At 40.2% G+C, this 13,748-nt stretch carries 11 protein-coding genes; 7 read left to right on the top strand and 4 right to left on the bottom strand.

Annotated features, from left to right (window positions below; translation table 11 throughout):
• Nucleotides 1–27 precede the first annotated feature (27 nt).
• Nucleotides 28–1,182: a 1-deoxy-D-xylulose-5-phosphate reductoisomerase gene (locus ACQK2H_RS17400; RefSeq protein WP_425392653.1), complete on the top strand. Its 1,155-nt coding sequence runs from the start codon at nucleotides 28–30 to the stop codon at nucleotides 1,180–1,182.
• Nucleotides 1,182–2,495 carry an RIP metalloprotease RseP gene (rseP, locus tag ACQK2H_RS17395; protein WP_425392652.1) on the top strand — a complete coding sequence of 438 codons (1,314 nt, stop codon included), beginning with the start codon at nucleotides 1,182–1,184 and terminating at the stop codon, nucleotides 2,493–2,495. Before ACQK2H_RS17400 ends, rseP begins: the two co-directional genes overlap by 1 nt.
• Here the strand turns inward: rseP and ACQK2H_RS17390 are convergent.
• Nucleotides 2,492–4,492, bottom strand: a complete 2,001-nt coding sequence (locus ACQK2H_RS17390; protein WP_425392651.1) for an OmpA family protein — start codon at nucleotides 4,490–4,492, stop codon at nucleotides 2,492–2,494. The genes rseP and ACQK2H_RS17390 overlap by 4 nt on opposite strands.
• 422 nt (nucleotides 4,493–4,914) lie before the next feature.
• On the opposite strand from ACQK2H_RS17390, the gene lon reads away from it, so the two are divergent.
• The 3 genes from lon to hslU are packed head-to-tail and all read left to right on the top strand — an operon-like array spanning nucleotide 4,915 to nucleotide 9,757.
• Nucleotides 4,915–7,383, top strand: a complete 2,469-nt coding sequence (lon, locus tag ACQK2H_RS17385; protein ID WP_425392650.1) for an endopeptidase La — start codon at nucleotides 4,915–4,917, stop codon at nucleotides 7,381–7,383.
• The gene (gene porQ, locus ACQK2H_RS17380; protein ID WP_425392649.1) at nucleotides 7,380–8,372 is read left to right on the top strand and encodes a type IX secretion system protein PorQ; all 993 of its coding nucleotides are present in this window, start codon (nucleotides 7,380–7,382) and stop codon (nucleotides 8,370–8,372) included. The genes lon and porQ overlap by 4 nt, the downstream gene beginning before the upstream one ends.
• A complete protein-coding gene (hslU, locus tag ACQK2H_RS17375; protein ID WP_425392648.1) occupies nucleotides 8,369–9,757 on the top strand; it encodes an ATP-dependent protease ATPase subunit HslU in 1,389 nt (462 codons plus the stop codon). Before porQ ends, hslU begins: the two co-directional genes overlap by 4 nt.
• Here the strand turns inward: hslU and ACQK2H_RS17370 are convergent.
• The 3 genes from ACQK2H_RS17370 to ACQK2H_RS17360 are packed head-to-tail and all read right to left on the bottom strand — an operon-like array spanning nucleotide 9,754 to nucleotide 11,621.
• On the bottom strand, nucleotides 9,754–10,122 hold the full coding sequence (locus ACQK2H_RS17370; RefSeq protein WP_425392647.1) for a VOC family protein: 369 nt from the start codon (nucleotides 10,120–10,122) through the stop codon (nucleotides 9,754–9,756). The two genes, hslU and ACQK2H_RS17370, sit on opposite strands and share 4 nt — an antisense overlap.
• Nucleotides 10,123–10,146: 24 nt before the next feature.
• Nucleotides 10,147–10,632 (bottom strand): SixA phosphatase family protein, encoded by a 486-nt coding sequence (locus ACQK2H_RS17365; RefSeq protein ID WP_425392646.1) that lies wholly within the window; start codon nucleotides 10,630–10,632, stop codon nucleotides 10,147–10,149.
• Nucleotides 10,632–11,621, bottom strand: coding sequence for a glycosyltransferase family 9 protein (locus ACQK2H_RS17360; RefSeq protein ID WP_425392645.1), 990 nt, complete (start codon nucleotides 11,619–11,621; stop codon nucleotides 10,632–10,634). The genes ACQK2H_RS17365 and ACQK2H_RS17360 overlap by 1 nt, the downstream gene beginning before the upstream one ends.
• Before the next feature lie 103 nt (nucleotides 11,622–11,724).
• Between ACQK2H_RS17360 and ACQK2H_RS17355 the strand changes: the two genes are divergently transcribed.
• Nucleotides 11,725–12,132, top strand: a complete 408-nt coding sequence (locus ACQK2H_RS17355) for an EVE domain-containing protein (protein ID WP_425392644.1) — start codon at nucleotides 11,725–11,727, stop codon at nucleotides 12,130–12,132.
• Between the two features lie 31 nt (nucleotides 12,133–12,163).
• Entirely contained in the window at nucleotides 12,164–13,729 is a 1,566-nt protein-coding gene (locus ACQK2H_RS17350) for a hypothetical protein (protein WP_425392643.1), read from the top strand.
• Nucleotides 13,730–13,748: the final 19 nt, after the last annotated feature.

Genomic DNA, 13,748 nt, shown 5'->3' with positions numbered 1-13,748 from the left:
TTATAAAAAAGAGAGGAACTGAATTGCATGAAGAAAAGAAATATTGCCATTCTTGGCTCTACTGGCTCAATAGGCACGCAGGCTTTGGATGTAATCAAAAAGCACCCGGAAAGCTTTGAAGTGGAAGTGCTTACGGCACAAAACAGTTCGGACTTACTGATAACACAGGCTCTTGAATTCAAACCAAATGTTGTAGTTATTGCAAATGAAGGGTTGTATCAAAAGGTTTTTGATGCCTTAGATCCGCAGGGCATAAAAGTGTATGCAGGAACAAATGCACTTGCCTCCGTTGTTGAAATGGATAGCATCGACATGGTATTGACTGCATTGGTTGGATATTCGGGTTTATTGCCAACCATTAGGGCGATTAACGCCGGTAAGGCTATTGCATTGGCAAATAAGGAAACCCTGGTAGTTGCCGGTGAACTCATTACCAAGTTAGCCCAGGAGAAAGGAGTGAATATTCTACCGGTAGATTCTGAACATTCTGCAATTTTTCAATGCATTGTGGGGGAATTCCATAATCCAATAGAAAAACTGGTATTAACTGCTTCAGGTGGTCCTTTTCGAGGAAAAAATCGAGAGTTGCTCGCTTCGGTTACGAAAGAACAAGCACTAAAGCATCCCAACTGGGATATGGGAGCCAAAATCACCATAGATTCTGCGACCATGATGAATAAAGGACTAGAGGTGATTGAAGCGAAATGGTTGTTTGGCGTGTCTTTGGATCAAATTGATGTGATTGTTCACCCTCAGTCAATCATACATTCGATCGTTCAGTTTGAAGACGGGTCAATGAAGGCTCAAATGGGCTTACCGGATATGCGTGTGCCTATTCAGTTTGCCATGACATATCCCGGAAGGTTAAAGTCAGATTTTCCAAGATTTGACTTTCTGGACTATCCGGAACTGACATTTGAAAAACCGGATGTGGAAACTTTCCGTAATCTAAAGTTAGCTTTTGATGTTGCTAAAGAAGGTGGCAATCAGCCATGCATATTGAACGCAGCAAACGAAATCGCTGTTCAAGGTTTTCTGGAAGACAAGGTAGGATTTCTTGAGATTTCAGATGTGATCGAAAATTGCCTCAAAAAGGTGAGCTATATTCGCAATCCCGAATTGGAAGATTTTATACAAACAGACAAAGAAACAAGAGCCAGAGCGCTCGAATTGATTAAATAATGGAAACTTTAATAATGGTAGGACAGCTGCTTCTCGGGCTGTCAATTTTAGTGGGAGTGCATGAGTGGGGACACATGGTAGCAGCCAAATCGTTTGGTATGCGCGTCGAGAAATTTTCAATAGGCTTCCCACCAAAAATTTGGGGGAAACAAATAGGAGAGACAGAATACTCCATTGGAGCCATTCCACTGGGTGGATTCGTAAAGATCACAGGGATGATCGACGAATCTCTGGATACAAAAACATTGAATGCAGAGCCGGAACCATACGAGTTTAGAGCTAAGCCTGCATGGCAGAGGTTAATCGTGATGATGGGAGGGATTATCGTTAATGTGGTCACCGGGATCATCATTTTCATCGGACTGGCTTTAGCAAATGGTGAGGCATACATACCAAAAGAAGAACTAAACGAACATGGAATTGTGGCTTATGATCTTGGCGAGCAGCTGGGATTTAAAACCGGAGACCGAGTTCTAGCTATTAATGGTCAAGATTATGATCGCTTTTCTGATATCCTTAGTCCGGATCTACTTCTTGGAACTGACTCTTATTATACGGTACTGAGAAATGGGAAAGAGATTCGAGTAGATATGCCGAATGATTTCATAGACAAGTTTGCGGATAAGCGCAATCGTGTCGATGTTATTAGCCCAAGAATTCCATTCTCCATTCAGTCTGTTGTGCCGGGTTCGAGTGCGGCAAAGGCAGGCCTGGAAGCTGGAGATGTTATCGTCGCAATAAATGGAAAGGATATAAAGTATTTTGATCAACTAAGTGCCACGCTGGATTCCCTTAAAGGGCAAGAAATTGCTTTTAAAACGAATAGGGACAATGAAATCATTGACATGGAAGCAACCGTAAATGATGATGGTACGCTTGGTTTTGTTGCACAATACGAAATTGATTATGTGACCAGAAAGTTTGGTTTTACGGAAGCAATTGGAGAAGGAACGTACAATGCATTTGCAGTTGTATGGCTTAATATCAAGGGCTTTCAAAAAATGATTGCAGGAGATGTGGACGTTCGCAAGTCTCTTTCAGGTCCAATTAAGATAGCTACATTTTTTGGAGGAACATGGGACTGGAATAATTTCTGGAGAATCGTAGGACTTCTTTCAATGGTTTTGGCATTTATGAATTTTCTACCAATACCAGCATTAGATGGTGGTCATGTGGTATTCTTAACCTGGGAAATCGTTACCGGCAGAAAACCATCAGATCGTTTTTTAGAAAATGCTCAAAAGGTAGGAATGGTCATTCTTTTGTCATTAATGGCATTTGTGATCATCAACGATACGATCAGTCTGTTCTAGAAATCATTTGAAGTTTCCTCTGACTCTTCTGTTGGGGGAGCTTCTCTGTAAATTTCAAATTCTACCCTTCGGTTTATTTTTCGGTCCTCTTCGGTGACTTCATTTTCTACGATCGGACGTGTGTCACCATAGCCTTCGGCCTGTACCCGCTCTTTTATAATCCCGGCAAAAATGACAATGTAGTCTCGAATATTCTGCGCTCTTTCTTTCGATAGTTTCAGGTTTTTTTCCGGGTCACCAACTGAGTCTGTATGGCCGGAAATTTTAAGCTTGAATTCAGGATTATCATAAAGGAAATTGACCACCTTATTCAGGTCGGCATACATTTCGGTTTTTAACTCAGCTTTGCCCACATCAAACTCGATGGATTCAAATTTCATTTTGGATACCAATGGTTCGGTAACTGTATTTAACTCCATTGGTCCATCCAGGTAAAATACTTCTTCAATTCTGAAAAAATCATCTCCCTGAAGAACAAGTAAATAATTCGTTTGATTAATTAATTCAAACTCAAAAGACCCATCCGGCTTTAAATACCTTGGCGCCACCTCACGCCCATTGTCTAAGTCTATGATAGAAACAATCCCTTGGAATGGTGCTCCGGTAAGAGAATCAGTAAGTGATCCAGTAACAGTAGTGGTCGCTTCAGGTTGTGCACCCATCGGTAGTGGGAACGAATAAATATCCTGCTTATTTAAGTCTCTGGTAGAGGACCTGGCATAAAAAAGAAGCTCAGATTCAGAGTCGATTGTGAAATAAAATTCACTTCCTCTTCCATTGACAAGAGGGCCTATATTCTGAGGTTCCGTCCAGTAACCATCTACATTGAATGCTTTATAGATGTCAAACTCACCGAAATTATAGAGCTGTCCATTGGAGCTGAAGTAAAGCACTTCATATACCGGATGGTAAAAAGGACTCACATCGTTTTGACGTGTATTGATTACAGGCCCCATATTTAATGCAGGTGACCATTTTCCCTTATCATTTTTAGTAGTGTAATAGATGTCTGCCAAACCAAACCCACCTAATCGATCTGATGAAAAGAAAAGTGTGTCTCCGGTATGAGATAATGCTGGATGGGAATCCCAGGCAAGAGAATTAACTGTAACCCCCAGATTTGCAGGCCTGGTCCAGGTGCTATCTTCCTGCAGTGTTGCTATAAACAAATCACAATCCCCATAGGAATCAGGAGAATCACATCTGGAAAAAACCAATGTAGTGCCATCTCCACTAATACACGGCGATCCTTCGTTATACTGAGTGTTGAGTTTTTCTATCGGCTTGGCTTTAGACCAGGTGCCATACGGGTCTTTTCGGCTAAAGTAGAGATCTTCGTCTTCTCTGAAACGAATGGTTTCATCTACTTTTTTTCGCTTAGAGGTAAAAACAAGAATGTCATTGTGGATATTGAGTGAAGGCCCATAATCTGCACTTGCACTATTTACAAGCATCCCCATATTCAATAGTACACCTCTGGGTGGGCGTAGTGTATCAATTAGCTTTCTGTGCTCCACCAATTCATAGTAATAATCAATGGGCACAAATTGTTCGGCAGCTTGTCGGTTCAATGAATCGTAGTAGAGCTCAATTTCTTTAATACTAATACCCTGGTAGTGGTGTCTTAGGACCATTCGGTACAGCGTCATTGCTTCATCTGGATCACCAAGCAGTTCTGTTAGCTTAGCCAGCTTCCAGATTAGCTTTGTGTCTTTATAAAAATTTTGAATACCAAACCTGCTGACATAATCTTTTAACGCATCATACAGCTCTTCCCACTTTTCTTCCTTATCCAACTTTATGATTCGTTGCAGCTTTTGTTTGTTGAAATATTCAGGATATTTATTAATTCCTTTAAAATCGTAGACATTAAAAACCACATCTTTAGGGACAGAATCAGTCACTAGCTGCACTTCTTTTCTGCCTCGCTGAGCACCAGCAGTGAGGCAAAGAATAACTAGGAAAAGTCCAATATGGCGATGAAAATTATGGCGCATGCTGTCGATTCGTCAGTAAAAATTAAAATTAAACCCAAATTTAATGCCGTTTAGTTAAGAAAATTTTCAGCAATTTGATTGAAACCCCTGACCCCTAAAGGGGGAATGACTGAAATCGGTAAGTCATCCCTTTAGGGACTGAGGGTGAGAAAGTCTTAACTAAACGGCATAGAACCCAAATTATGCAATAAACATAATTTGCACTGACGCCTTGGTCAGTACCAAAGACCCAAACGAAGTGAAACTTGTCTGACTGTGACCGCAAGCGTCATCACCTGATAAAAATTCTATTGAATAATTCGAGTTAAATTAAAGTTAGCACTATTTGTTATGAGCTGCTACTTTGGCATAGCGATTGACTATTATGTACCTTTCCCTCAATCGAGGGTATGTGCACAAAATATCTGACACATTGGCATTTTATGAATGACACTAATTTCAAATCAATTTTTATACCTGAATTTGTAGACGAAGACTCAGAAGAGCTTATTCAGATTGTCTCACCTGAAGATAATCAGATGTCTGAGGCTGATCTTCCGGAGAATCTGCCGATTCTTCCTATTAGAAATACTGTGCTTTTTCCGGGGGTGGTTCTTCCAATTACCGTAGGAAGAACAAAGTCAATTCGTCTGGTTAAGAAGGCTTACAAAGGTGACCGGATCATTGGAGTAATTGCTCAGACAAATGTGAAAACTGAAGAGCCGGAGTTTACTGACCTATATGAAATAGGAACCATTGCAAAAATCTTGAAAATGATTGTGCTGCCAGATGGTAACACAACAATTATTATTCAAGGTCAGAAAAGATTTAAGGTTACGGATAAGGTGCAGGAAGATCCGCATCATATAGTGAAATATGAAGCGCTACCTGATAAACCAAATCCCCTTTCTAAAAAGGAGCAAAAAGCAATTATCCAGTCCTTGAAAGATACGGCGACTAAGATTATGGGCTTGAGTCCGGAAATTCCGAAGGAGGCAAGGGTCGCAGTGGATAACATTGATAACTTCAATTTTCTAACGCATTTTCTTTCTTCCAATATCAATGCTGAGGTGAGTGATAAGCAGTCGCTTTTAGAGATTGATGATCCGAAAGAACGGTCAGAGAAGCTCCTTCAGTTTATGTTGAAGGACTTGCAAATGCTTGAATTGAAGCAGGAGATACAGGAAAAGGTGCATACTGATATTGATCAGCAGCAGCGAGACTATTTTTTGAGGCAGCAGATCAGAATTTTACAAGATGAGCTAGGGCAGGATGGACCTGATCAGGAGGTGAAGGCTCTGCGTAAGCGCGGAAATAATAAAAACTGGCCTGATGAAGTGAAGGATCATTTTGAAAAAGAGCTGGACAAAATTACCCGCATGAATCCTGCTGCTGCAGAGTTTCCTGTAGCCATGAGTTATGTTGAGCTTTTAGTTGATCTACCATGGAATGAAGTTACTGAAGACAACTTTGACTTGAAGAATGCACGAAAAGTGCTTGATAGGGATCACTTTGGACTTGAAAAAGTAAAAGATCGAATCATTGAATATCTAGCTGTAAGAAAGCTAAAACAAGATCTAAAAGGACCAATTCTTTGCCTGTATGGCCCTCCGGGAGTCGGAAAAACTTCCCTCGGAAAATCCATTGCTGATTCATTGAATAGGAAGTATGTAAGAATGTCACTTGGTGGTGTTCATGATGAAGCAGAGGTTAGAGGTCATCGGAAAACATACATAGGCGCCATGCCGGGCAAGATCATTCAAAACCTTAATCGCGCTAAGTCCTCAAACCCGGTCTTTATTTTAGATGAGATAGATAAGGTAAGCTCCGATTTTAGGGGTGATCCATCGTCTGCGCTACTTGAAGTCCTTGATCCTGAGCAGAATTCAACCTTTAAGGACAACTACCTTGAGGTCGATTATGACCTTTCAAAAGTGTTATTCATTGCAACGGCAAACTCACTTGACACCATTCAGCCGGCTCTTAGAGACCGAATGGAAATCATAGACATTAGCGGGTATACATTAGAGGAAAAGGTAGAAATAGCTAAAAAGCATTTAATACCTAAACAAAGAAAAGAACACGGCCTAAAGGCAACTGACATCTCCTTTGATAAGTCAGCAATCGCCAAGCTTATCAATGATTATACCAGAGAGTCAGGTGTAAGGAGCCTTGAGCGAAAGATAGCGTCAGTGATCCGTTCAGTCGCGAAATCTGTTGCGATGGAAGAAGAATACGAATCTAAAATCAACGCAGAGCGCGTACGGGAGATATTAGGCCCTGAAATTTTCGATAAGGATAACTACGAAGATAACTCAGTGCCTGGGGTAGTAACCGGCCTGGCATGGACCCCTTCAGGTGGAGATATCTTATTCATTGAATCGTCTTTGAGTCGTGGTAAAGGAAAGCTTACGTTATCCGGCCAGTTAGGAGATGTAATGAAAGAGTCGGCGGTAGCTGCACTATCCTATTTACGTTCTCATTCTGAATCTATTGGTATAGACCACCGGGTGTTTGATCACTATGACTTGCATGTCCATGTTCCGGCAGGAGCCATTCCAAAAGATGGCCCTTCAGCAGGAATTACAATGCTTACTTCTCTTGCGTCAGTATTTACGCAAAGGAAAGTTAAGAAGCAGATAGCAATGACCGGAGAAATCACGCTTAGAGGCAAAGTGCTTCCGGTGGGAGGCATCAAGGAAAAAATCCTTGCGGCGAGAAGAGCAGGTATCAAAGAGATTATTATGTGTAAGCGTAATCAAAAGGATCTTGAAGAAATCAATGAGAAGTATTTGAAGGGACTAAAAATCCATTTCGTAGAATATGTACCGCAAGTGTTGGATATAGCGTTAACAAATCAAAAGGCGAGTAATCCCATCGAATTTATTCTCCCTGAAGAAAACAAAGGTTGAAGGTAGTCATAGCTATAGTATGTTTAATTCCACTGGTTGGTTTTTCCCAGATTGGAGGTCAGTTTGGGTATCAGTCATTGAATTTAAGTACCAATCCTCGATCTGCCGCATTGGGTGGGTCGAGTGTATCATTGGCTGATGAAGATATTTCTCAATTTTTTGAAAACCCGGCTACTTTGGATTCGGTTGGCACAAAGAATCTTTTTTTTCACATAAATCCATATTTTGCTGATGTATTCGTCTACTCAGGAGCATACTCATTTGATGTGGGTAATATGGGAACATTTGCTGCCGGGATTCATTACGTAAACTTTGGTGAGTTTAATCTAATTGACCAAACCGGGAATGGATTGGGGACTTTCAATGCGCAGGATTATACCTTTTGGGTGGGTAAATCACAGGTTTTGGGACCTTTCACCTTAGGGGCTAACTTGAAGCTGGCTCATTCTTCCATAGACTCATATGGTTCTACTGCTATGATGATGGATTTGGGAGGTGTTTTCCGGGTGTCCAAAAGTTGGACCGTGGGGATGGTATTCAGAAATTTCGGGACAACCATTTCTAACAGTACTACATTGTCCAGACCGAGTGTACCATTTGATGTAATGATAGGCACGTCTTTCAAACCGGAATATATGCCTATTCGCTTTACGGTTACGTCAAATAGCCTCGTTGAAGACAATTTTGTAGAACAAGAGGATACAGGTGGTAGAAATAATAGCGCGGTTGACAAAGTATGGAAGCGAGTAAACCTTGGGGCAGAAGTATTGTTAAGTAAAAACTTTCAGTTTCTTTTAGGGTATAATCATAAAAGAAAACAAGAATTGAGGTTGGAAGACAGAGGGGGAGGTGCCGGTTTTTCTTACGGCATCATGCTAAAAGTAAAGCAAGTTGAGTTCAGGTTTTCAAGAGCAACCTATCATGTAGCAGGTGGGAGTAGTTTCATCAGTTTGAGAACCGATTTAAATGATTTCAAGAGAATTTTATGAGTGAGATAAAAAACGATTTAACACCGAAACAGATAGTAGAGGAACTGGATAAGTACATCATTGGCCAAAAGGATGCAAAACGCAATGTCGCAATTGCCTTGAGAAACCGATGGAGGAGAATGAATGTGAAAGAGGAGATCCAGGGAGAAATAGTACCTAATAATATTCTGCTAATAGGTTCCACAGGAGTAGGAAAAACAGAAATCGCCAGGCGACTTGCTAAGATTGCCGATGCACCATTTACGAAAGTTGAAGCTTCCAAATTCACAGAAGTGGGATATGTTGGAAGGGATGTTGAGAGCATGGTGCGTGACTTAGTGGAGCAGGCAGTCAACATGGTGAAAGTTGCTAAAAAAGAGGAAGTAAAAGAGAAAGCTGCAGAGGTAGTAGAAGGGTTAATCCTGGACGCTTTGATTCCGCCACTAAAGGGTAGCCCCAATGCTTATGCCACCAAAATAGGAAGTGATGAACCAGAAAGTGAGGTGGAGCTTAATGAGCAAACTAGGGCACGATTTAGAGATAAAATAAGAAATGGGGAGTTGGATGATCGAAAGATCGAAATCGATGTGACTGCTAATCCTAGTGGGAATGTGGGAATGGTTGGGGGAGGTATGGATGAAGCATCCATGATCAACATCCAGGAGATGATTGGTAATATGATGCCCAAAAAGAAGAAAAAGCGAAAAGTCACAATTGCGGAAGCTCGTAAAATTTTACTTGAGGAGGAAGCTTCCAAGATGATTGATATGGATGAGGTAAAGGAAGAAGCGATCTTTAAGGCAGAAAATACAGGTATCATCTTCATTGATGAAGTGGATAAAATCGCAAAGGGCGGAGAATCCGGAAAAGGCGGTCCTGATGTGAGTAGAGAGGGTGTGCAGCGTGATATGCTACCAATTGTAGAAGGAAGTGCTGTAAACACTAAATACGGTATCATTAATACAGATCATATTTTGTTTGTAGCAGCAGGAGCTTTCCATTTCAGCAAGCCATCGGACTTGATCCCAGAATTGCAAGGACGTTTTCCGATCCGTGTAGAATTGGATAACCTTACTAAGGAAGATTTTCTAAGGATTCTAACAGAGCCTAAGAATGCACTAACCAAGCAATATGAGGCATTGGTAGCCTCTGAGGAAGTGAAGCTCACTTTTCAAAATGAGGCATTGGAAGAAATTGCCGAAATGGCATTTCAGATAAACGAGGAAGTGGAGAATATCGGAGCGAGAAGGTTGCATACAGTGATGAGCAAATTGTTAAATGAAATTTTATTCGATATTCCGGATACAATAGGGCCAAATGCGCAGATTGTGATAGATAAGAATATGGTCCAGGAGAAATTAGCCGGATTAGTGAAGGATAAAGATTTAAGCAGGTATATACTCTAATTTTCTAGTCGCTGCTTAATGACTAACGAGTTGTTATCCGGGTCTTTAATTCCAACCTGAATATGATTGGAGTCTTGGGTGGGTTCACCCATAATTGATCCGTGATATTTTTCTACAGTGGAGATGGTTTCATTCAAGTTGCTTATTTCAAAATCCAATTGATGTCTATTCTGCTTGGCGGTATTTTGAGCGATCTCAGCAGGGCAGAATAATACCTCAATTTGACCTATACGGGTTTTAAACAACTTGGATCCGTACATTTCGAGTTCTTCAAAGGTTAGCTGTAATACTTGAGAATAAAACGTGACCATTTTATCCATTTCGGTTACTGCAATGGTCATTCCTGTAATTGTTGGCTTGTTCATAATTAATGGTAGGCTTCTCTTAAACTAAATCTCCTTAGGAAAGTAAAAGAATGACAGCATTCCTGAACCAAATTCCACATCTTTCCAATATTTCACATTGAAGTTGATGCCGACCATTCCACAAGTGGGCACATTATCAAAATCTAAATTTGCAAGTGCATTCGCAGCGCTTGTGAAACCCGGATTATGCCCAAACAGTGCAAGTCGATCACAATTCGGTGCTTCCTTAATTTTCTTTAATATTTCAGCAGCCCCTGCATGGTAGAGGTTTTTATCTAGTCGGATATGACCCTCATCTATCCCTATTTGATCACAGATGTGAAGTGCTGTGTAAAATGCTCGACTAGCGGTGCTGGATATCAAAACCTCCGGTTTTGGCTGGTGTTCTCCAAGATGCTTTCCCATCTTAATGACATCTTTTCTGCCTCGTTTTCCAAGAGGGCGGTCATGATCATTCAAATCAAACGACCAGGAAGATTTGGCATGGCGGATGAGGTATACTGTCTTCATCAATCTGGTAAATAGAAGTCAAAAGTTAAATCATTCATGCATTTAAAATGTCCTTTTGGACAATTAGTAAATCCTTTGGATGAGCAAGGTCTGCATCGAAGCTTATTGTTTTCAAAAATGGTGAACTGTGCCCTGTACGGATATTTGCCAAATAAAGGGGTTGTATTACCCCAAATAGTGTACAACTTCTTTTTGAATGAAGCAGCTATATGCATCATGACATTGTCATGTGAGAACACCCAATTCGCTTGATTGATCAAGGATGCAGACTGGTTGAAGTTAAACTTCCCACAGGCATTGAATATGATGGCATTTTTGTTAAGATTTTCAATAGCTTCTTCCTCGGCCTCTGTGCCCCTTTTAAAAAACGCTTCAATTTCATTTGCCTGCGATGTATCGTCCTTATTCCCAATTAGAACAATTGGCTTATTGATTCTATCACACAGTTCGATAAGACGATTTACAGGAAGTTTTCTGGTGGAATGAGAAGCACTTAAAACAACAGCTGCATATCCTTCATGGTGTGATCCGGGCAACCAGTCCTTTTCAACCTCATCCTTTTCAGGTATGTAAAAGTCGAGTCCCAATTGATCAGGCTTTGCTCCTAAAGGCGCTATCAAATCAAAATAACGGTCTACAAGATGTTTTTTGCTCAGAAGATTGATCTTCGTTTTGCTATAAAGCCATTGTCTAAATTTTTGAGACTTAAAAGCTTTTGTGTTTTTCCCAACTCCAAGTCTTATGATTTTGGTTTTAAGTGAGTTGTGAAAGTCAAATACCCACTCAAATTCCAATCCCTTGATTGCTTTTTTACCTTGCTCCAACTGGTGGAAATGGTCTAAATAAGGATTTTCTTCAAACAACACACGGTGATTACCATCCGAAAGAAGGTGGATTTTGGCGTCAAGTTCTGTTTTCAATGACCGAATGATTGGAGTAATCAATAAAGCATTCTCTAAAGAACCAGACTGGATTAGAAGTATATTCATGTCAGGTAAAAATGGAACAAACCTAAATTGTTTAAAAACATTTTAGATTAATTAAATCAATTCGATATTTCGTTTTGTATAGTTTTAATTCAAAAAATTAGCAATGAACTATTGGCTGATAAAAAGTGAGCCCAATACCTATTCGTGGGATGATTTGGTGAAATTGGGAAGGGATCACTGGGATGGAGTAAGAAATTTTAAGGCCCGAAACAATATCAAACAAATGAAGGTTGGAGATTTATGCCTTTTCTATCATAGCGTTAAAGAAAAAGCCATTGTTGGAATTGCAGAAGTAGTCAAGGAGTTTTACAATGACCCTACTACGGATGATCACAGGTGGTATGTGATGGATGTTGTTCCTTTAAGAAGGCTAAAGAGGTCAGTGACATTAGCTGAAGTGAAGGCTGATGACAGGCTGCAGGAAATGCAGTTGGTTAAATATTCAAGACTTTCAGTACAGTCTGTGAAAAAGGAGGAATTTGATATTATTATTGAGTTGAGTGAACGATAGGGGCAGTCGTTCCGTAATTGTTATACAAGCCATGAATAAACTTGTTATTATCCTATTGTTATTACCCCTTGTAACGTTCTCCCAACGTAAGAAGGATAGAGATACCAGTGCGGTCATTCTTCAGCCCAATAGAATCGAATTTGAAAAGCAGAGAGATGTCTCAGAATTCTACATTGTCCCTGGCGATAAAGATGGCATCCTTGTCGTTGAAGAAACGCAAGATGCTGCTAAAGGAGGAGGATATCAATGGAAGCTGCATATGGTTGACACTTCGCTTCAGGTTATTTGGGCGAGCACACTTGTAATCCCGGTAGACGGCTCAATCATTGGCTATGAGTATTTTGAAGGGAGGTTCTACTTGTTGTTCAGCAAAAGTAGATATCGAGTGGAGGATTTAGTGGTTTATCAGTTCAATAATAAGACTACAGACTTTGAAACGTATGAAATCACAACTGTTTTCCCAATAGGAATAACACATTTTGAATCAGTAGGGGAAACGCTTTTAATTGCAGGATATGCTAATTATCGCCCGGTAGTTATCACCTACAACATCAATGATCGCATCCCGAGAGTAGTCCCCGGATTTTATGATAACAGGAATGAAATCCTGGATATCGTAGTAGAGGAAACGTCTGAACTGTTTACGGTTATTCTTCAAGAAAAAATGCGGAATAAAAAATACACTGTGCGTGTTAAGACTTTCACATCTAAAGGAGATATCATTCAGGACAACCTTGTAAATCCCGGTGAAAAGAAAAGTTTGTTAGACGCAGCGAGTACCACCTTCGCCGGAGGGTTGCAATATCTTGCCGGAACGCATTCCAAAAAATCGTTGCAATACAGTCAGGGCTTCTACTTGAGTAAATTTATTAACGGACAACAGCAGTTCAATAAATTTTATCCATTTGCAGATCTAAATAACTTTTTTGGCCACCTGAAGCCAAAACGAGAAGAACGGATTATGAATCGAATTGAACGAAAAAAAGCGAAGGGAAAAACCAAGAAATTTAACTACAGATTATTGGTTCATGATATACTGGAGCGTGATGGAGAGTACATTATGATTGGAGAAGCCTATTATCCACGATATAATTATTCAACTACAGGTACTGCTCTTGGGGGTTATGGAGCTTTTCGTCAAGATGGTTTCGGTAGAAATAATCCTTATTTTTTGGGATACAAGTACACACACGCTGTTGTGATTGCGTTTGATCCGAATTGTAACTTATTATGGGATCAGACTTTTAAAATTGAGGATATACAAACCTTTTCTCTGGAAGAGAATGTAGTGGTAAGTGGGTCTGGTGACCGTGTTATTTTAATGTATCTGGAAGAAAATGAGATACGATCAAAGGTCGTCGAGGGAAATAATATCGTAGAAGGAAGAACTTTTAGTCCAGTCAAATTATCGTTTGAACAAGATGAGCTAAAAACGAAAGATCCGAATGTAGAGGGGCTTAAGAAATGGTATGATGAAACACTCTTTGCTTACGGCGAGCAAAATATCAAAAACCAAAATGGAGTTGGTGGAAAAACAAGCAGAAGAGTTTTCTACATAAATAAAATTCAATACGATTTAGATATTGAGCCAAATTAGTGCTAACACATTACTTTTG

It is taken from the genome of Ekhidna sp. (genome assembly GCF_965228795.1).
Classification (GTDB): domain Bacteria; phylum Bacteroidota; class Bacteroidia; order Cytophagales; family Cyclobacteriaceae; genus Ekhidna.
Note: the sequence above shows the minus strand (reverse complement) of the source record. Positions and strands in the feature narration are given on the sequence as shown.